At 63.1% G+C, this 19,637-nt stretch carries 21 protein-coding genes; 11 read left to right on the top strand and 10 right to left on the bottom strand.

Annotated features, from left to right (window positions below; translation table 11 throughout):
• Window positions 1–44: 44 nt before the first annotated feature.
• The 9 genes from ACN9MO_RS23290 (at window position 45) to ACN9MO_RS23250 (ending at window position 9,298) form a co-directional block, all read left to right on the top strand.
• Complete coding sequence (locus ACN9MO_RS23290; RefSeq protein WP_113132692.1) at window positions 45–1,814, top strand: cytochrome c biogenesis protein DipZ; 1,770 nt, start codon at window positions 45–47, stop codon at window positions 1,812–1,814.
• 10 nt (window positions 1,815–1,824) lie between these two features.
• Entirely contained in the window at window positions 1,825–2,562 is a 738-nt protein-coding gene (gene msrA, locus ACN9MO_RS23285; RefSeq protein WP_113132626.1) for a peptide-methionine (S)-S-oxide reductase MsrA, read from the top strand.
• 223 nt (window positions 2,563–2,785) lie between these two features.
• The gene (locus tag ACN9MO_RS23280) at window positions 2,786–3,001 is read left to right on the top strand and encodes a hypothetical protein (protein WP_057248496.1); all 216 of its coding nucleotides are present in this window, start codon (window positions 2,786–2,788) and stop codon (window positions 2,999–3,001) included.
• A gap of 408 nt (window positions 3,002–3,409) precedes the next feature.
• Window positions 3,410–4,210 carry an SDR family NAD(P)-dependent oxidoreductase gene (locus tag ACN9MO_RS23275; RefSeq protein ID WP_057248495.1) on the top strand — a complete coding sequence of 267 codons (801 nt, stop codon included), beginning with the start codon at window positions 3,410–3,412 and terminating at the stop codon, window positions 4,208–4,210.
• Window positions 4,211–4,296: 86 nt separating this feature from the next.
• Window positions 4,297–5,640: an epoxide hydrolase family protein gene (locus ACN9MO_RS23270; RefSeq protein WP_057248494.1), complete on the top strand. Its 1,344-nt coding sequence runs from the start codon at window positions 4,297–4,299 to the stop codon at window positions 5,638–5,640.
• A 52-nt stretch (window positions 5,641–5,692) separates the two neighbouring features.
• A complete protein-coding gene (locus tag ACN9MO_RS23265) occupies window positions 5,693–6,331 on the top strand; it encodes a VOC family protein (protein ID WP_057248493.1) in 639 nt (212 codons plus the stop codon).
• Window positions 6,332–6,409: 78 nt separating this feature from the next.
• Window positions 6,410–7,351: a GlxA family transcriptional regulator gene (locus tag ACN9MO_RS23260; protein WP_057248492.1), complete on the top strand. Its 942-nt coding sequence runs from the start codon at window positions 6,410–6,412 to the stop codon at window positions 7,349–7,351.
• A gap of 162 nt (window positions 7,352–7,513) precedes the next feature.
• On the top strand, window positions 7,514–8,566 hold the full coding sequence (locus ACN9MO_RS23255; protein WP_057248491.1) for an alpha/beta fold hydrolase: 1,053 nt from the start codon (window positions 7,514–7,516) through the stop codon (window positions 8,564–8,566).
• Between the two features lie 315 nt (window positions 8,567–8,881).
• Complete coding sequence (locus ACN9MO_RS23250) at window positions 8,882–9,298, top strand: organic hydroperoxide resistance protein (RefSeq protein WP_057248490.1); 417 nt, start codon at window positions 8,882–8,884, stop codon at window positions 9,296–9,298.
• A gap of 141 nt (window positions 9,299–9,439) precedes the next feature.
• Here ACN9MO_RS23250 and ACN9MO_RS23245 read toward each other — a convergent pair whose 3' ends face one another.
• From ACN9MO_RS23245 to ACN9MO_RS23220, 6 genes are all read right to left on the bottom strand, one after another.
• Window positions 9,440–10,774: a sensor histidine kinase gene (locus ACN9MO_RS23245; RefSeq protein WP_057248489.1), complete on the bottom strand. Its 1,335-nt coding sequence runs from the start codon at window positions 10,772–10,774 to the stop codon at window positions 9,440–9,442.
• The gene (locus ACN9MO_RS23240) at window positions 10,771–11,511 is read right to left on the bottom strand and encodes a response regulator (RefSeq protein WP_057248488.1); all 741 of its coding nucleotides are present in this window, start codon (window positions 11,509–11,511) and stop codon (window positions 10,771–10,773) included. The genes ACN9MO_RS23245 and ACN9MO_RS23240 overlap by 4 nt, the downstream gene beginning before the upstream one ends.
• A gap of 240 nt (window positions 11,512–11,751) precedes the next feature.
• A complete protein-coding gene (locus ACN9MO_RS23235; RefSeq protein WP_057248487.1) occupies window positions 11,752–11,991 on the bottom strand; it encodes a tautomerase family protein in 240 nt (79 codons plus the stop codon).
• A 120-nt stretch (window positions 11,992–12,111) separates the two neighbouring features.
• On the bottom strand, window positions 12,112–12,825 hold the full coding sequence (locus ACN9MO_RS23230; RefSeq protein ID WP_057248486.1) for an SDR family NAD(P)-dependent oxidoreductase: 714 nt from the start codon (window positions 12,823–12,825) through the stop codon (window positions 12,112–12,114).
• 143 nt (window positions 12,826–12,968) lie between these two features.
• Window positions 12,969–13,901, bottom strand: coding sequence for a LysR family transcriptional regulator (locus ACN9MO_RS23225; protein ID WP_057248778.1), 933 nt, complete (start codon window positions 13,899–13,901; stop codon window positions 12,969–12,971).
• A 123-nt stretch (window positions 13,902–14,024) separates the two neighbouring features.
• Entirely contained in the window at window positions 14,025–15,053 is a 1,029-nt protein-coding gene (locus ACN9MO_RS23220) for an NAD(P)H-dependent flavin oxidoreductase (protein WP_057248485.1), read from the bottom strand.
• Between the two features lie 243 nt (window positions 15,054–15,296).
• On the opposite strand from ACN9MO_RS23220, the gene ACN9MO_RS23215 reads away from it, so the two are divergent.
• Window positions 15,297–15,491: a hypothetical protein gene (locus tag ACN9MO_RS23215; RefSeq protein ID WP_057248484.1), complete on the top strand. Its 195-nt coding sequence runs from the start codon at window positions 15,297–15,299 to the stop codon at window positions 15,489–15,491.
• A gap of 15 nt (window positions 15,492–15,506) precedes the next feature.
• Here ACN9MO_RS23215 and chrA read toward each other — a convergent pair whose 3' ends face one another.
• The 4 genes from chrA to ACN9MO_RS23195 all read right to left on the bottom strand — a co-directional run bounded on the left by chrA (window position 15,507) and on the right by ACN9MO_RS23195 (window position 19,161).
• The gene (gene chrA / locus ACN9MO_RS23210) at window positions 15,507–16,913 is read right to left on the bottom strand and encodes a chromate efflux transporter (protein WP_057248483.1); all 1,407 of its coding nucleotides are present in this window, start codon (window positions 16,911–16,913) and stop codon (window positions 15,507–15,509) included.
• Window position 16,914: 1 nt separating this feature from the next.
• Window positions 16,915–17,736 (bottom strand): sulfurtransferase/chromate resistance protein, encoded by an 822-nt coding sequence (locus ACN9MO_RS23205; protein ID WP_113132625.1) that lies wholly within the window; start codon window positions 17,734–17,736, stop codon window positions 16,915–16,917.
• Window positions 17,737–17,939: 203 nt separating this feature from the next.
• Window positions 17,940–18,698, bottom strand: coding sequence for an alpha/beta hydrolase (locus ACN9MO_RS23200; protein ID WP_425987940.1), 759 nt, complete (start codon window positions 18,696–18,698; stop codon window positions 17,940–17,942).
• A gap of 196 nt (window positions 18,699–18,894) precedes the next feature.
• A complete protein-coding gene (locus ACN9MO_RS23195; RefSeq protein ID WP_057248480.1) occupies window positions 18,895–19,161 on the bottom strand; it encodes a hypothetical protein in 267 nt (88 codons plus the stop codon).
• 129 nt (window positions 19,162–19,290) lie between these two features.
• Here ACN9MO_RS23195 and ACN9MO_RS23190 point away from each other — a divergent pair, with 129 nt between their 5' ends.
• Entirely contained in the window at window positions 19,291–19,620 is a 330-nt protein-coding gene (locus ACN9MO_RS23190) for a YciI family protein (protein ID WP_057248479.1), read from the top strand.
• The last annotated feature ends 17 nt before the right edge of the window (window positions 19,621–19,637 follow it).

The raw sequence follows: 19,637 nt of genomic DNA, 5'->3' as shown, positions 1-19,637 counted from the left end.
GTGATCACTGCCTCGGGGCATTGATCCAATGCGGAGAGACGATGATGCTCCTCTTTGTTGTAGCCTATCTTGCAGGCGTCCTGACGATCGTCAGTCCCTGTATCCTGCCGGTCCTGCCATTCGTGTTTACCCGCGCCGGCCAGCCCTTTTCCACCAGCATACTTCCGATGCTGCTCGCCAAGATCGTGACCTTTGCGGGCATCGCCTCGCTTGCCGCGCTCGGCGGCAACTGGGCGGTCCAAGCGAACGCGTTTGGCCGCTACGCCGCGATCGCGCTACTGGCGGTCTTCGGCGTAACACTGCTCTCAACGCGTGCCGCAGCTTTTGTGACTGGCCCACTCGTGGCGCTGGGAAACCGGCTGTCGAGAAAGGCTGCGACCGGGGAGAAGGGCGGCGTCGGCGGCGCCATCCTGCTCGGTGTTGCGACCGGATTGCTTTGGGCACCCTGCGCCGGACCGGTGCTCGGCCTGGTGTTGACCGGCGCGGCGCTGAACGGCGCGAACGTGCAGACGACGCTTTTGCTTGGCGCCTACGCCGCAGGCGCCGCGACCTCGCTGGCGCTTGCCGTTCTTGCCGGCGCCAGAGTGTTCGCGGCGATGAAGCGCTTCCTCGGCATTGGCGACCGCATCCGCCAGGGCCTCGGCGTTGCGGTGCTGGCCGGCGTTGCGGCCATCGCCCTTGGGCTGGACACCGGCCTGCTGGCGCAGCTTTCCTATGCGAGCACTTCGGGCTTCGAACAGTCGATCCTCGATCGCCTGCGCGCCAATGCGGCGCCTGCCGACGTCGCAAGCACCCGCATGACCCTTGCCGCTAAGGATACGAGACAGGCGGCCTATCGCAGCGACCTCCCGGTCGAAGGTCCGTTCCCGTCGCTCGACGGCGCCGTTCAGTGGCTGAATTCCAAGCCGTTGACCCCGGCCGAGCTTCGCGGCAAGGTCGTCCTTGTCGACTTCTGGACCTACTCCTGCATCAACTGCATCCGGACCATCCCCTATGTGCGGGCCTGGGCCGAGAAGTACCGGGATCAGGGTCTGGTCGTCATTGGTGTTCACGCGCCGGAATTTGCCTTTGAAAAGCAGATCGGCAACGTCGAAAAGGCGGTGCGTGACTTCAAGATCACCTATCCGGTGGCGATCGACAACGACTTCGCCATCTGGCGCGCGTTCTCCAACAGCTACTGGCCGGCCCACTACTTCATCGATGCCGAAGGGCAGATCCGCTACACGCATTTCGGCGAGGGCGACTATGAAGGTTCCGAGCGGGTGATCCAGGATCTGCTGGCGGAGGCCGCGGGGAAGCGGAAGGCCGAAAACAACTTCGTCAAACCGGATGCAAAGGGCGCCGAAGCCTCGCCCGACCTCTCCCGGCTCGGATCGGGCGAGACTTACCTCGGGTATGAGCGGGCCGCGAATTTCGTGTCTCCGGAGGGCGTCTCCGCAGACAGCGCCAAGCGCTATACGGTCGATAGCCCGCGTCTCAACGAGTGGGGCCTTACCGGCAACTGGACAGTCGAGGCCGAGCAGGCCCGTGTCAACGAAGCGGGCGGCGGTATCACCTACCGGTTCCGCGCTCGCGATCTGCATCTGGTGCTTGGGCCTGGCGCCGGCGGTAAGCCGATCCCGTTTCAGGTGACGGTGGATGGTGTGGCACCCGCAGCAGACCGTGGCTCGGATATCGACGCGTCCGGCAGGGGGACCGTCACGGAGACCCGCCTCTATCAGCTCGTGCGCCAGTCAGGCGCGGCGCGGGAACGGACCTTCGAGATCCGCTTTCTCGAACCCGGCGCGGAAGCCTTCGTTTTCACTTTTGGATGAGAGTTCACAGATGACCGACAAACAACACCAGCGTGGGCGCCGCTTGCCCGCCCTTTCCCGACGTCTGTTCGTCGCGCTGGCAATGGTTGGCGGCGGGCTGACGTTCGCCTTCGACGAACAAACGGCGGCGCAGCAGGCCAAACCCATTCCCAAGGCGCTCCATGACGTCGCTTCAACGGAGACAAGGCAGACGGCAGTGCTCGCAGGCGGCTGCTTCTGGGGTGTGCAAGCCGTGTTTCAGCATGTGGCCGGCGTCATGGGCGTCAGATCCGGCTATGCCGGCGGCAGCGCGGAGACGGCGACCTACGAACAGACGGAAACCGGCACCACCGGCCACGCCGAAGCGGTGGAGATTACCTTCGATCCCAATAGGATCAGTTATGGGCAGCTTCTCGAGATCTATTTCTCGGTTGCGCATGATCCGACGCAGCTTGGCGGACAGGGGCCGGACAGCGGCCCGCAGTATCGATCGACGATCTTCCCGCGCAATGAAGGGCAGGCGAAGGTCGCTTCCGACTACATCGCGCAGCTGAACGCGGCGGACGTCTTTGCCCGGCCGTTTGTGACGACCATCGAACCCGGCAAGGCTTTCTATCAAGCGGAGGCCTATCACCAGGACTACGTCTACAACAATCCAGGCCAGCCCTATGTGGTCCTCTACGAGCAACCGAAGATAGAAGCGCTGCACCGCCTGTTCCCGAGCCTCTATCGCGAGAAGCCGGTGCTTGTCGCAGACAGCGCGTCGTAGCCGATCGTGGGCTTGTGTGGATCGCGAGCACGACCAGACCCGTGACGTTTCGAACGGATCTTGCAAGGGGTCGGGCCAAGTCGGCCTTCTACACAAGGATACAGTTTTGCGGCCGCCCGCACACATCCGCGATACGCCCAAAGGACACTCTGGCGGTGAGCAAGGCTTGGGCCCGTGGTGACGGGACGCGTCGCTGCCGCCATGATCAACGGAAGGAGACATCATGCGCATTTTCGCAACAGCTTTCGCCATAGTCGTCCTCGCGGCGGCGCCATGCGCCTGGGACAGCGACCCGGGAGAGCCCTCGCTTCTTGCGGCGCTCGTCGCCATTCCGGCGTCCGCAACGGCCGCGGCGCGGCCGCAGCCGGCCGCGATTGAGGACGGAGGTTTGCTGCCGGAGGCTCCGCACGAGGAGCTTGCCAACCCGTTCTTCGATTGATCACCGCACCGCGAAAGCTGGCGGCGCGAACCTTTGAAGCCAATCAAGGTGGATTTTCGCAGCGAAGCCGATGGGCGGATGAAAGGTTCTGGAGCGGGTCGACGCTGCGTCGGCCCCGTCTTCTTTTGCTGATCTCCACGGCCCCGTTCGCTTTGAACCCCAGAGCATTTCGTATCGCTCTGCCGTCGTGCTCGGCCGATCAAACATTGAGGTACACAGACGCCGCTCCAGAACACATCTCCGATACACCGCCCAGGCATGGTCACGGCGAAGTTTGGTTCGCATCCCTCCTACACGGCGTTGCAGTCGGTGAAGGTGGGTTTGGCCTAAAACGTCGGAATTACGACATTTGAGCCACTGACGTTTCGTCTTACCATCGAGGCTCCAACCAAGGCAAAGGAGCTTGAAATGAGCAGGAATTCCAAAGGTACGGCACTTATCACCGGCGCGTCCTCCGGTATCGGCGCGATCTATGCCGATCGTCTGGCGCGCCGCGGCTTCGACCTGATCCTCGTTGCCCGCAACCGTGAGCGCTTGAATGGGCTCGCCAGCCGGCTGGCGGACGAGACCGGGCGCGCCATCGAGGTCGTCGCTGCGGACCTCGGGAACAAGGACGATGTCAGGCGGGTCGAGAAGATCCTCCGGGACGACGCGAGCATCACGGTGCTGATCAACAATGCGGGTGTTGGTGCCACCGCACCGCTGCTCTCATCCGATGTCGACAAGATGGAGGAGATGATCACGCTCAACGTCAGCGCGCTGACGCGGCTGACCTATGCGGCCGCGCCCGGATTTGCCGCGCGCGGCGCCGGCACGATCATCAACATCGCTTCGATCGTCGGCGTTGCGCCCGAACTCCTGAACGGCGTCTACGGTGGCACGAAGGCCTTCGTTTTGGCGTTCACTCTGTCGCTGCAGAAGGAACTTGCCGACAAGAACATCCGCATCCAGGCCGTGCTGCCGGGTGCGACTGCGACCGACTTCTGGGGCATTGCCGGCACGCCGCTCGAACATGTTCCAAGCGAGATCGTCATGCGGGCCGAAGACATGGTTGATGCCGCGCTTGCCGGTCTCGATCAGGGCGAAGTGATCACCATCCCGGCGCTGCCGGAGGCCGCTGATTGGGCGGCCTATGAGGCGGCTCGGCAAAAACTCATGCCGAACCTTTCAAGGAGCGCACCCGCAGCTCGCTACAACATCGGGGGATAGCCCCGATCTGCCTCCGGGCTCCTCCCATCCCGGAATTGCTCGGCGATGCCTCTGGCATCGCCCCAACTCGAACCAGGAGAATGATGATGTCCAGACGCTATTTGCCAACTGCCAAGAGCAGTCGCTTGGCCGCCTTCGCGCTGTCCGGAGCGATCGCGATCCTGCTTCCTCCGCTCGCCGCCCACGCCGCAGGTGCCTCCTCGGCGGGCGGTGCTCAGGTCGTTGCCGCCGCAAAGCCCGCGGCCGACGAATCCATTCGGCCATTCCAGTTCCATGCCAGCGATGCGGCGCTTGCCGACCTCAAGCAGCGCATCGCGGCCACCAAGTGGCCGGACCGGGAACTGGTGAACGACGGCACCCAGGGCGTGCAGCTCGCCACCATGCAGAAGCTCGCCGACTATTGGGCGACCAAGTACGATTGGCGGAAGGTGGAGAAGAAGCTCAACGACCTGCCGCAGTTCGTGACCAATATCGACGGCGTCGACGTCCATTTCATTCACGTGCGGTCGAAGCACAAGAACGCGATGCCTCTCATCGTCACCCACGGCTGGCCGGGCTCGATCATCGAGCAGCTGAAGATCATCGATCCTCTGACGAACCCGACGGCGCATGGCGGCAGCGAAGCCGATGCCTTCGACATCGTCATTCCCTCGCTGCCCGGCTACGGCTTCTCCGGCAAGCCCACCGAGCGCGGCTGGGATCCGGTGCGGATTGCGCGGGCCTGGGCGGTGCTGATGCAGAGGCTTGGTTATACCCACTACGTCGCACAGGGCGGCGACTGGGGGGATGCGGTCACGGAGCAGATGGCGCTGCAGCGGCCGGCCGGGTTGCTGGGCATCCACACGAATATGCCGGCGACCGTTCCCGCCGAGATCCAGAAGAGCCTCGACGCGGGTGGCCCAGCGGCGTCGAACCTCTCCGCCGACGAGCGCCGTGCCTATGACCAGCTCGATTTCTTCTACAAGAACGGTTTGTCCTATGCGCAGGAGATGAGCAAGCGTCCGCAGACGCTCTATGGCATCGAGGATTCGCCGATCGGGCTTGCCAGCTGGATGCTGGACCATGACGCCCGCAGCTACGAACTGATCGCCCGCGTCTTCGATGGCCAGTCGGAGGGCCTGAGCCGTGATGACGTGCTCGACAACATCACGCTCTACTGGCTGACCAATACCGCCGTGTCGTCGGCGCGTCTCTACTGGGAGAACAAGCTCGCCTTCTTCCAGCCGAAGGGCATTCAGATTCCGGTGGCCGTCAGTGCCTTCCCGGACGAACTTTATCAGGCGCCGAAGTCGTGGGCAGAGAAGGCGTTTCCCAAGCTTATCCATTATAATCGCCTCGCCAAGGGCGGACACTTTGCGGCCTGGGAGCAGCCGGCGGCCCTGGTCGATGAATTGAGAGCTTCCTTCAAGTCACTGCGTCAACCGAGCTGACAGAAAGGGGCGCGCGAAAGCGCGCCCCGCCGTTGCACAAAGGAGAAGTGTCATGACAAGTGCTGGTAGCGAAAAGAGAGCGCAAACCGTCGACTTAAAGTTCGAAGTCGCGCTCATACCCGTTTCGAATGTCGACCGCGCCAAGGCGTTTTACGCCAATCTTGGCTGGCGGCTCGATGCTGATTTCCCGGTCGGAGATACGTTTCGGGTTGTCCAGTTCACGCCGCCGGGTTCGCCGGCTTCGATCCACTTTGGTACCGGGCTGACGTCTGCGGCGCCAGGTTCGGCGAGCGGGCTCTATCTGGTCGTCTCAGACATCGAGGCGGCACGTGCCCAGCTCATCAAGGGCGGTGCGGAGGTCAGCGAGATCTTCCATCGCGAAGGCCCTGGGAAGCCGGCGATCAGCGGACGTGACCCCGCAGGACGCAGCTACCGTTCCTACGCAACCTTTAGCGACCCCGATGGTAACGGCTGGCTGCTCCAGGAGGTGACCGAACGTCTGCCCGGCCGCGTGGACGCGGATGGTACGGACTTCGCTTCGGTCGCCGATCTTGCGGCGGCACTGCGTCGTGCGGCAGCCGCGCACGGCGAGCACGAGAAGCGCAACGGCGGTCAACACGACCACAACTGGCCGGATTGGTATGCCGCGCACATGGTCGCGGAGCATGCCGGAAAACCGTTGCCCGAATGAAATAGAACCCATGACCGCCGCGTTCCCTTCATGGCGTAAATTTGCTATAAGCGATCATTCCGGACGGAGTGATATGACATGCACAGGATCGGCTACGTTGTCTTTCCGAGGTTTCAGCTCATGGGGTTCGCGGCGGTCACTGCCTTCGAGGTCGCCAATCTGACGCTCGGGGAACAGGCCTACGAGATCGAACTGCTTTCCGAGGCCGGCGGCGAGATCAAGTCGTCCGCTGGCTTCGGCGTGCTGACGAAGGCCTTCGACAACACCGCCTTTGATACCGTCATGTTCGGAGCGGGCACCGAGATCGAACCGGTAACACCCGGGCTGGTCGCCTTCGCGCGCCACGCGCTCAAGGCCTCGCGGCGAGTGGCCGCCCCTTGCACCGGTGCCTTTATCCTGGCGGAGTCCGGGCTGCTCGACGGGCGTCGCGCCACGACCCATTGGGTGTTCGCGCGTCAGTTGCGGGAGGGTTTCCCTGAGGTGCGGGTGGAGGAGGATCGCATCTTCATCGTCGACGGCAGCGTGTGGACCTCTGCGGGCATGACGGCCAGCATCGATCTGGCCCTGGCGATGATCGAGAAGGACCATGGCGAGGAGGTTACCCGCCAGGTCGCCCGCAAGCTTGTCGTCTATCACCGGCGCGCCGGCGGCCAGTCGCAGTTTTCAGCCTTGCTCGAGCTCGATCCGAAGTCGGACCGCATCCAGAAATCGGTCAACTATGCCAAGGCGAACCTGCGCAACGTGTTGTCGGTCGAGGAACTGGCGGACGCCGCAGGCCTGAGTGCGCGGCAATTCAGCCGCGCCTTCCGCTCCGAGACCGGCCAATCGCCGGCCAAGGCCGTCGAGCATCTCCGCGTGGAAGCGGCGCGCCTGTTGATGGAGCAGGGGCGACACTCCATGGATGTGATCGCGGAGGAAACCGGCTTTGCCGATAGCGATCGCATGCGCCGCGCGTTCCTGCGCACGCTCGGTCAACCGCCACAGACGGTCAGGCGCAATGCGCGCGAAGGCATTGTCTGAACCTGACGGCACTGCGATGGGGCGCACCTCAGGAGAATTGTATCGCTGTGTATCCGCCGCCTGCCGTTTCTACATGCGCTTTCAATAGGAGCCGCAGAGCACACGGCCCGGATACACCGGCACTCCATTTCTGATGTCAGTTCAGTTCACCGGAGGCAATCAATGTCGGACGAAATCAACCACCCACGCCGTCGTTTCATCGGCGCAATCGCGCTCTCGCTGGCCGCGACGCAATTCGCTTCAGCGGGAGCCGCCAGAGCGCAAGCGGGAAACAATGAGGCGCCGCGCCTGCCGGCAGTCACCCCCGGGACGAACAAATCCTTCGCAACCCTCAAGCAGATCGATGCCGGCGTCCTGAACGTCGGCTACGCCGAACTTGGCGCGCGCGACGCGCCGGTCGTGATCCTCCTGCACGGCTGGCCCTATGACATCCACACCTATGTGGATGTGGCGCCGCTGCTGGCAGATGCCGGCTACCGTGTCATCGTTCCCTATCTGCGCGGCTACGGCACGACCCGGTTTCTCTCCGCTGACACACCTCGGAACGGCCAACAGGCGGTGATCGCCGCGGACATCATTGCCCTGATGGACGCGCTCAAGATCGAAAAGGCGGTCATCGGCGGCTGCGACTGGGGTGCGCGAACCGCCAACATCATCGCCGCACTCTGGCCCGAGCGCTGCAAGGCGATGGTCTCGGTCAGCGGCTACCTCATCGGCAGCCAGGAGGTGAACAGAAAGCCGCTGTCACCGCAGGCCGAGCTTGCCTGGTGGTACCAGTTCTACTTCGCCACCGAGCGTGGGTATGCCGGCTACAAGCAGAACCACAAGGAGTTTGCCCGGTTGATCTGGAAGCTTGCCTCGCCCAAGTGGGATTTCGACGATGCCACCTTCGATAAGAGTGCCGAGGCACTCGAAAACCCGGACCATGTCGACATCTCGATCCACAATTACCGCTGGCGTCTCAGCCTCGCCGAGGGCGAAGCGAAGTATGACGGCCTCGAAAAGCAACTCGCTGCGTTCCCGACCATTACCGTCCCGACCATCACGCTAGAGGGCGACGCCAACGGTGCTCCGCATCCGGATCCATCGGCCTATGTCAAGCGCTTCTCCGGCAAGTATGAGCATCGGCTGATTACCGGCGGCGTCGGCCACAACCTGCCGCAGGAGGCGCCGTCCGCCTTTGCCAAGGCGATCGTCGACGTCGACCGTTTCTAGTTTTTCTCACGCAGATTGCGTGGAGGCGCGGGGTCCGGTTCGCTGGTCCCGCGCTTTTTTGTGTGCCGACGTGCTTTGGAACCGTGCCTGGCGCACTATGGCGCCGCGCGGGGAGGTCCTCACGAAGAGCGTAGGTCCGCGCACCGAAATGGCCGCCTTCGTATCAGCGTGTATCCGTTCCCGTACTTGGCAGACTTGCACACATTTCCGCTTCTCGGTGAAACATCCCATACACCTGCGAAGCGCCATCTGTGTCTCGACGGTCGCACAGGGCAATCGGGCCCGAAAAGAACACCTGTCGAAAGGAAGAACATGATGAGCGAAGCTGAAAAGGTACTCTACACCGGCAAGACCCACACGACCGGCGGCCGCGACGGCGCCTCCCGAAGCGACGACGGGCGTCTGGACGTCAAGCTCTCTTCACCCGGCAGTTTGCGGCCGGGCACGAACCCGGAGCAGCTCTTCGCCGCCGGCTGGTCGGCCTGCTTCATCGGCGCAATCGGACTGGCGGCTGGCCAGATGACGGTTGCACTCCCTGCAGACCTCGCCGTCGATACCGAGGTGGATCTGCGCAACCGGGACGGCGGTTACTTCCTGCAGGCTCGGCTCAATGTCAGCCTGCCTGGGGTCGACGCGGATGTGGCGCGTCAATTGGTGGATACTGCGCACCAGACCTGCCCCTATTCCAAGGCGACGCGTGGCAACATCGATGTGACGATCAACCTCGTCTGACGGAGCTCCGATTGCCGGAGCATCCTGCAACATGACCCAACGGAAGCGGCGGCCGATGAGGCCGCCGCTTTTTGATTGGAGGGTTGGCTATTTCGAAGTGGAAAAGTTGGAGGCGTGTGAAGTGCCGCGCTTTGCTATGCCTCATGCCCGATGATGACGAATGGCAAGCTCTGCAACCAAGCCACCGCCGTCGCGGTTCGTCAGCGTCAGTGAGGCATTGATGGAGGCCGCGAGCTGTTGGGCGATGGCAAGGCCGAGGCCGGTTCCGCCGGTATCGCGGTTGCGGGAGTCCTCCAGCCGGACGAAGGGTTTGAGCACGGCATCCAGCTGATCATCGGGAATGCCAGGCCCGCGGTCGAGGACCTTGATTGTCACCGTGTCGTCCGCCAGCCGCCTGACCTCGATCTCGGCGCTGTCACCAAACTTGAGTGCGTTGTCGACCAGGTTGGTAAGGATGCGTCTGAGCGCCTGGGGCCGGGTGACGATCGCGCCGCTATCGACATCGCTGGCGGTAACCGCCCTGCCGGTGTCCTGATAGTCATAAACGAGGCTTTCGACGAAGGACGCAAGATCGATGCGTGTCGCTTTTTCGACATTGCCATGGGCGCTGCGTGCATAGGCGACGCCTTCCTTGACCAGGCTTTCGATCTGCCCGAGATCCTGGATCAGCTTCTCCCGGTCGGCGAAATCATCCGCCATTTCGGCGCGCAGCTTCATGCGTGTGATCGGCGTCTGCAGATCGTGGGAAATGGCGGCGAGAATCTGGACCCGCTCTTCGAGATACTGGGCGATACGGTCACGCATGGCATTGAACGCGGTCGCCGCATAGGCAACCTCGGTGGGCCCGGTTTCGCTGAGACGCGGTGTGTTCCGGTTCGGGTCGAGCGTATCGGCAGCCGCGGCAAGATTGACGAGCGGGCGCACCGCCTGACGCATGGCGAACCAACTGCACAGGAGCAGCAGCGCGAGCTGGGCTACGAGCACGAAGGGCAGCCAGTCGGCCAGGGGCATGACACCCTTGGGAAAGACGTCGATCGTCAGCGGTGAGCCGTCGCTCAGCGTCAGATGCGCCTGAAGGTGGCGGCGGTCGCCCGGGATCGTTTCGACCTTGACCGGAAATTGAAGGCCAGTCGCCCGCTCGATCTTGGTCGCGATCTCGCTGGCGGCCGGGTCGAGCGACGGATTGCCCGCAATGCCGGGGCCGAGAAGGAAGCCATAATTGTCGCGGTCGAGGCGAGCGAGCCACGAGGCACGCTCGGGCGCGGGCAGGCGATCGAGTATGGCGATCGACGTTGCGATTTCGTTTTCGAGCGTATCGAACATGACCGATCTGGCGGCCATGTAGCGCTCGAGGAACAGAACGGTGAACGACATGACATGCGCGATGGTGAGACCGGCCAGCAGGATAACGAAGAGCCGCGCCCTGAGCGTGCGCGGCCATAGTCGAAATCCTTTTGGGTCTGCGCTCGCCGTCATTCGCGCGCCTCCACGATCTCAATCGGGACCGAGAAGACATAGCCTTCGCTGCGCACCGTCTTGATGTAGGTCGGTTCACGGGCATCATCGCCGAGCCGCTGGCGAACCCGGCTGACGAGCAGATCGATCGATCGGTCGAAGAGCTCGGCCTCACGACCCTGGGTGAGATTGAGCAACTGGTCGCGATTGAGCACCCGCTGAGGGTGGTCGATGAACACCTTCAGCAGCCGATACTCGGCGCCGCTGAGTGCAATCACCGTGCCGTCAGCATCGATCAGGTGCCGGGCGGTCGTGTCGAGTTTCCACTGGCCGAAGCGCAGCAGCTGTCCAGCCTCCGAGATCTGCAGGTTCGGCGGCAGCATGCGTGCGCGCCTGAGCACCGCCTTGATACGGGCGAGCAGTTCGCGCGCGGAGAACGGCTTGGAGAGATAGTCGTCGGCACCCATCTCGAGGCCGAGGATCCGGTCCATCTCGTCGCTGCGGGCCGTCAGCATGATGATCGGGATCGCCTTGTGTTTGCCGGCGCGCAGTTCGCGGCTGAGCACGAGCCCGTCGTCGCCCGGTATCATCACATCGAGTACGATGAGATCGACGGTATCTCCCTCGAGGAAGCTGCGCATCTGTCGCCCATCGGCGACTGCCGTTGCGCGCAGCCCGTTCTTCTTGAGGTAACCAGACACGAGTTCCCGGATCTCACGGTCGTCATCGACAATCAGTACATGGTCGATATGCTCCATCGAGCAAACTCCTCAAATCCGGTTTGGTCTTCGCATCCTTGCGGCATCACCCGGCCAGGGCCGGGGAACATCCGCTCAGTTTCATTGGCGCCCAGGATATGTCCTCGGTGTGTTCGCGATATCCAGACTTGCATGCGAAAGTAATGCAAGCACTTCCGGATACATTTCGACACAATTTCGCAAACGAAACCCGCCGCTTGCTGTCGAGCGGCGGGTTGCAAGAACGTCTGACCGGCGATGTCAGGCTTTTGCCTGAGCGTCCCGCTGGGCGCGGTATTGCGCGGTCGGCAGGCCGCCCCAACCCCAGTTGTCGAGCTCTACTTCCTCGATGACCACGTAGGTCGATTCCAGCGGCTTGTTGAGCACGTCGAGCAGGACCTGGCTCACGCCCTTGATGATTTCGGCCTTTTCCTCGGCCGTGACCGCCTTGCGGTCTGGAGTGGTGCCTTCGCGGGTCACCTGAACTGTAACGATCGGCATTGCCGTCTCCTCTTCATATCTGGATGTTGGCGGCTCCATCAAGGTGCCGCATCTGCAATGGATGGGAGGGGAGGAGCGGCCCGGCTTGGGTAACGGTCGCTCCCGGACATACCTGCGCCGTTACCAGCGCCCGGCGTTCTGTCCGCCATCGACGTGCAGGATCTCACCCGTCACGAAACCGGCATTCTCCAGGTAAAGGACGGCGTCGACGATATCGCGGATCTCGCCCATGCGGCCGACGGGATGCAGCGTCGAGAGCGCCGCGTGCGTTTCCGGCGCGTGCATCGGGGTCTTGATGATGCCCGGCGAGACGGCATTGACGCGAACACCGGTCTTGGCAAATTCGATCGCGAGCGCCTGGGTCACGGAATTCAAACCACCCTTCGTGATAGACGCCAGGGCCGCCGGGACGCCGGCAATCGGCTGATTCACGAGGCTGGTCGTGATGCTGACGATGTGGCCGGAGCCCTGCTTCAGCATCTCGCGGGCCGCGTGCTGGGTAACGTGGAAGAAGCCGGCCACGTTGACACCCATGTTCAGATCATAATCTTCCTGAGTGAACTCGGTGAATGGCTTGGCGGTGAAGACCCCGGCATTGTTGACCAGCGTATCGATACGGCCGAACCGTTCCAGCCCCTGGCGAATGACCCGCTCGGCGGTCTCAGGCTTGCTGATATCGCCGGCGACACTGAGGATGCCAGCGTCCGAACTTTCCTGAATGGAGCGGGACGTGGCGATGACGCGATAGTTGCGATCGCGGTAGGCCTGAACCAAGGCGGCGCCGATGCCCTGCGATGCACCGGTGATGATGGCGACCTTCTGCTCATTGCTCATGGATGTGGTCCTTCTTCGATTGCAACGGGCGCTTGGTGTGGCCCGTCCTCCGCCCTCGGCGTTGGTGCAATCAGATTTAGACCCATCCGATGTGTGAGAGAATTGACGCTATTTGGCGATCAATCAACCGCATACCGGCATAATCAGGCGAGCGTGCCAGCTTCCGTTGCCATGCGTGCGAACTCGGTCCGCAGACGTGGCAGCGCGTAATCAGCAAAGGCGCGAACCTTCGGAACCGACATGCGGCCCTGCGGTGCAAGAAGATGAACCGGCATCGGGGGATGCTCGGCATCAGCCAGCACGATTTTCAACCGCCCATCGCTGACGTAGCGCGCGACATGATAGGAGTAGAGCCGGGTCAGGCCGGTACCCGCGGCGGCGGAGTCGGTCGCGGCACGCACACTGTTGACGATGCAGCGCGGTTTGAACTGCACCGTGCGAGGGATCAACGAGCCCTCGGCTGGCGTGAATGTCCAGGAATCGAGGCCGAAGTTGGTAAAGGCGACGATCTGGTGTTTGGCGAGATCGGCCGGCTCGTCAATCCGCGGGTGGTTGGCGAGATAACGAGGCGAGCCGACGACGACACGCCGGACATCGCCACCCATTCGTGTCGAAATCAACGAAGAGTCGGCGAGATGGCCGATGCGGAGCGCGATATCGACACCCTCGTCGACAAGGTTTACGAAGCGATCGAGCAGGAGGAGCCGGGCCGAAACCGAAGGGTAGAGGTTGAGGAATTCGTCGAGGATCGGACGCAGCACCTCTTCGCCAACGATCGGTGGCGCGGAGATCGTCAGCGTGCCGCGAGGGGCCGCACGTTCGCCACCTGCGAGCATGTCGGCCTCTTCGAGATCGATCAGCACCCGCCGGCAGGCAGCCGCATAGCGCTGGCCGGCTTCGCTGAGCTTCAACGATCGCGTCGTTCGATGGAGCAGTTCGACCCCGACATGAGCTTCGAGCAGGTTCAGGGCGCGGCTGACCGCCGTCGGCGACCGCTTCAGCCGCCGGGCCGCGCCCGCGAGGCTGCCTTCATCGACCGCGGTTACGAAGACCTTCATTGCGTCGATACGATCCATTCTGCCGACTTTCGCGATGATCATTGCCAATTGGCAAGCATTCACCCGCAACTGGACAGAAGTAAAGAGACCCGCTCCATCCTCTCGTCAGCGGTGTCGGGGCACAATTGGAGCAGCGGGCGATCAATCGGCAAACAGCTTCTCGATCAGATCGGCCGCTGAGCCCTGCCAAAGCTCTCCCTTGCCGGTTCCCGCCCAAAGGGAGAGGAAGTCCGCCGATCCCTTTGCTGCAGACGCGCCTCTGATATCGCGCGTGAACTTGTTCTGGGCCGGGAAGGGCATTGCGGCGGCGGCGTCCAGCTCGTTCATGAAGCGGTTCTCGATGCCACGGGCAAACCGGCCGGAGAAGGCGCGCGTTGTCCGCGTTGCGCGTTCCGTGCCCTGGAGTGCGGCGCGATAGGCTGCCGAGGTTCCTGCTTCGGCGGTCGCGAGGAACGCCGTTCCCATCTGCACCGCGCTGGCGCCCATGGCGAGGACCGACCGGATATCCACGGCCGTCATAATGCCGCCTGCCGCGATCAGTGGCACCTTCGCCTTCGGGAGGGTTCGGGTCAGCAGATCCCGGAGGCCGATTTCACTGTCCGCGGCCTCGGGATCGAATATGCCGCGATGGCCGCCCGCCTCAAAACCCTGGAGGGTGATCGCATCGACGCCGCTTTCTTCGAGCGCCCCTGCTTCCTCCGGTGTCGTCGCCGTGCCGATGATCAGCATCCCCGACTTGCGCGCGGTCCGCATGTACTCGGCAGGCAGCACGCCGAAGACGAAACTAAGGACTGCCGGCTTCGCCTTCAGCACGGCCTCGAACTGCTGATCGAAATCCTCTTCATAGGGTGCGGCGAATTGCGGCGCCGGCAGATCAAGTTCCGCACGGTACTTCGCCGTCGCTGCCACCGCCCGCTCGACCGTCGCCGCGTCGATCTGCGGCTGCGGGTGCTGGATGAAGAGGTTGATCGCAAAAGGACGGTCGGTGCCTGCACGAACCTTGTCAACGAACTCGGTGATGGCCGCCGGGCTCGAATAGGCTGCGCCGATCGACCCGAGCGCTCCGGCTGCCGAAGACGCGATGACGAGCTCCGGCGACGAGGGGCCGCCGGCCATCGACGCGACGATCAACGGGTGCTTCAGGCCGAGTCTCGCCAGGGGATCCTGCATATTCGATTTCCTCAATGAAGGTGCGTTCTTGCGTGCCGGCGGCGCGCGGGCTGAGGTGAAGGTTGACGAGCGGTCGCATTGATCGCCCGACTATGCCGCACCATAAAGGAGACCCGGAGCGGCCAGAGGTCAACTGTACAATGGTCGCACTGTCGAACGGGCGATCATGCCGCCGAGCAGTTGCGGCGAGATCGATTGGCTGGCACAGTCGCTCCGTGACGAGAGTTGCCCATGAGGATCCTGATGTCGCGACCGACGGACAAGCAAGACCCATCTCCAAGCCTTGTCGAACACTATCGGCCAGTGCAGCTCAAGGCCGTGCTTGCCGCCTGCGCGGTGAAGCATCGCGAACCTCCGCCGCCGCCGCCGGAGGAACGCTTCTATGGATCGCAATTGCCGGAGGGATTCCACCTCCCGCAATCGGTCCACGACGACTAGGCGCGGCTTTCGCAATCAGTTCGTTGCCAGCGTCCAGGCCATGCCTGCAAGCGCGCAGGCAAGCAGCGTCGTGATCACCGAGGCGTTGAAGCGGAAGATCGCCACGCCGGCGGCAAGCGTCAGCAGGAGCGACGGCAGTACCAGCGACCCTAGCACCGGTATGTCGAGCGCGAACGGCCCGAAATGCCCGCTCACGAGCTCCCCAAACAAGGTGTGCAGCCCGAACCAGACGGCAAGGTTGAGAATCACTCCCACAACGGCGGCGGTGATCGCCGACATGGCGCCCGTGAGCGCGATATTGTTCCGCAGCCGCTCAATGAAGGGCGCCCCAAGAAAGATCCAGAGGAAACACGGGACGAAGGTCACCCAGGTGGTCAGCATCGCCCCCAAGGTCGCCGCCATCATTGGATGGAGCGTGCCCGGGTCGCGGTAGGCGCCCATGAAGCCGACGAACTGGACGACCATGATCAGCGGCCCCGGCGTCGTCTCGGCCATGCCGAGGCCGTCCAGCATTTCGCCGGGCTTCAGCCAGCCGTAGTGCTGGACGGCTTCCTGGGCGACGTAGGCGAGCACGGCATAGGCGCCGCCGAAGGTGACGACCGCCATCTGGCTGAAGAACAGGCCGATCTGGCTGAAGACGCTGTCCCGACCGAGGACGATGATGAGCAACGCCAGGGGCACGAGCCACAGCGCAAGCAGCACGCCGGAAATCCGCAGCGACCATGCAAGGTTGGGGCGAGCATGCGCGGGGATTTCCTCGCCGAGCGCGGAGTCCTCGTCCTTCAGAACCGGGCCCGTGCCGCCCTTGTGTCCACCGCCAATGCGAAAGAGCGGCGAACCGGAGCGAGCGCCGATATAGCCAAGCACGCCGGCTGCCAGGATGATCAACGGGAAGGGAACGCGGAAGAAGAAAATGGCGACGAAGGCGGCGGCCGCAATGCCGATCATCATTCGGTTCTTGAGTGCTCGGCCGCCAATGCGGAAGACAGCCTGGACGACCACCGCGAGTACGGCGGCCTTCAGGCCGAAGAAGAGGCCTTCGACGACGGTGACATTGCCGAAGGCGGCGTAGATGTAGCTGAGGCCGAGGATCGCCAGGAAACCCGGCAGCACAAAGAGAAGTCCGGCAACGAGGCCGCCGGCGGTCCGGTGCAGGAGCCAGCCGATGTAGACGGCGAGCTGCTGCGCCTCGGGTCCGGGCAGTAGCATGCAGTAGTTCAGCGCATGCAGGAAGCGATGCTCGCCGATCCAGCGCTTCTCATCGACAAGGATGCGATGCATCACCGCGATCTGTCCGGCAGGGCCACCGAAGCTGAGGGCCGCAATGCGTGCCCAAACCCGGACGGCTTCGCCAAACGGGATGCCGTGGCTTTGCCGTTGCCGCGCCACTTCGGGCGCGGCCTTGTCAGCAATATCGGTCATCTCAGAGGTCCTTCTTGGGCGAGGGCCAGTTGTGCGTCTCGTTGGTAGCATCCCGGCACCAGCGATAGAAGGCGTCGTAGAGCAGCATCCCCGCATCCAGTTGCTCCAGGTCGTCGGCATACATGCGCGAGAGACCGAGGGAGGCGGCAAGCAGGCCCGGCGCCTCGGGCGCAAGCTCGGGACGGGCGGTGTCGGCCCCGCGCACGATGGTGGCTAGCCGCAGAAGCGGAGCGGTTGCAAGGCCGAACTTCTCGACCATCACGTCAAAGGTGCAGAGTTCACCGCGATGGCTCCAGCGGATCGGAGCATCGATATCGAAGGGCGTAGCGCCGAAGCGCTCGCCGACCATCTCGACCTCTGACGGCGCCACGTACAAGAAGACTGCCTTCGGATCGACGAAACGACGGATCAGCCAGGGGCAGGCAATGCGGTCGATCTTTGGTCGTGCCCGCGTAACCCAGACGGTCCTTCCGCCGGCGTCCCGTTCGGGTATCGCGGAAGCGGGCACGGCCGGATAGCCGCCATCCGCCCAAGCCTCGAAACCGCCTTCGAGCACGTCGGCAGCAATGCCGGCATGGCGAAGCCAGGCGGCAACGCCATGGCTGAGCTTCTTGCCCTGCTGGCAGATGATGATTGCCGATGCCTTGGCGACGTCGTCGATCCAATCCTGAACCTGGCGGTAGTCGCGCCTGTAAGAACCTGGGATGAGGCGGGGATCGGCGTCGAAATCTTCGTCGATCCTGACATCGATCAGTGTCGGACAGTTCGGCGTGCCGACGAGGCGAGAGAGTTTTTCCGAGGATATTTCGAGAAATGACGACATGACGCGTCCTCCGGATGAGCGGTTGAATGGACGCGATGCTTCGGCTGGCGCCTCATGGGGTGATCGCACCCCCATGCGCGAAGTTTTCCGCTCTTTGAGCGGACTGTCAAGCCGGCAATCAAGAATGGAAGAACGTCGCCGATCCGCTGTCCTGAGTGCAGAAGGGCGCCGCACTCAGGACGCAGACGCTCGGCGTGTTCGGGCTATTTGCCGGCGTCCTCGGCGGCGGTCTCTATGATCTTGGCAACCTTTTCCGCTTGCGAGGCAAAGACGGCGTGGCTCGCCTTGATTTCGCTTACCTGGCTGCCGGCGCGCTTCGCCATGCTTCGTTCAATGTCCGGATTGATGGCGCGATCTTCGGTCGCCACGACCGCCCAGCTTTTCTTCGTCCGCCATGCCGGCTCGCCGGACTTGGCGGTGAAAACTTCTTTCGCGGCAAAGACCTGCGACTTCGCCGCAAAGGCCGCTTCCGCTTTGGGAAGGTCGGCGGCGAAATCAACAGCAAACGCTGTCGGATCGAGATAGAGATATTTGCCGTCGGAGGTTTCCTTGATGCTCATTGCAGCCGGCGGCTTCGATCCGGCAAGCGTTGCCAAATCCTCGCCCTTGTCCGGTTGAAACGCTGCGACGTAGACCAATCCTTCGACCTTCTGGTGATGTCCGGCTTCGCTGATCACCATGCCGCCGTAGCTGTGCCCGACGAGCAAGGTCGGCCCATCCTGCAGGTCCAGAACGCGGTTCGTCGCCTCGACGTCGGCGGCAAGCGAGGTCAGCGGTTCCTGCACGACGGTCACGTTGAAGCCGCGCCGCTCCAGGATATCGCTGGCCTGTCGCCACCCCGAACCGTCGGCGAAGGCGCCGTGCACGATGACGATGTTCTTGATATCCGCAGCCTGGGCGGCGAAAGCAACCACGCTCGTTGCAAAGGCGAGGGCAAGAGTAGGGATGATTCGGCGGCGCATGCGATCGTTCCTTTCGGGGCCGTTGAGGTGACGATCGCAATCTGGACCGGCGAGGTATCCCGGATATGTCGGCCGCCACCAGCAATTGTACCGCAATGTATGGGGTCGGCTCAGGTCGCAGCGAAGCACCGCGGGAAGGGCGGCTCCCCGGTGAGTTCCGTCTGGCCTCAATGGCTGAATACGGGCGGACTGTGCCCTATGATTCAACCAGGATCACGATTGATTCCGGTACGACGCCATCAAAGACCATCGCATCGGCCGCGGCCTGGGTCTGCATGGCTTTCGACAGGGCGTCCAGATCGGGGACATCCATGAGAATGGCCACCCGGGTCTGGTCCTGGGGATCGACGAAGGTTCGAATGCTGGTCACGCCGAGCGTGCTGAAGAACTCCTTGCGTTTCGGTGATTTCAACCAGTGTTCCGCGCTTTTCGTGATCTTGTGGTGGGCGATGATGGTCGGCATTGCATCCTCCCTGTCGCGGCATGGACGAACTTTTTCCTGTGCGGCCGCGTTCCCTCACGGAAGGCTCCGTCGGCCCGACTGTCAATTAGCCCGTCGGAAGTAGGTGCCGTCACCGGGAGGATACTGCTGATGCCTAAATTCGTGACCATTGGATATGGAGACCGTGCAGGCTACGACCGCACGGCGGCGGACGTCCGTAATGCGGCGCACGCGCATGATGCGGAACTTCGTGCAAGAGGAGCCTTGATGGGGATTGCCGGAGCGCCTGTTCAGGTGCGCAACGCCAACGCCGCGCATGTCGAGAAGCGAAGCGGTCCGTTCATGTCGTCTTCGCTTCCTGTGGCCGGCTTCGCGGTGATCGAGGCCGCAGACCTGGCCGAAGCGATCGATATGGTGTCACGCACCCCGTGCGCGGTGGCTCATGGGGTGGTCGAGGTCTGGCCGCTCGAGACTCCTTAAGTCCGACGATGTGTCGC

It is taken from the genome of Ensifer sp. R-19, from assembly GCF_049905105.1.
Lineage (GTDB): Bacteria > Pseudomonadota > Alphaproteobacteria > Rhizobiales > Rhizobiaceae > Ensifer.
The sequence above is the reverse complement of the archived record's forward strand: the minus strand, read 5'-3'. Positions and strand labels throughout refer to the sequence as shown.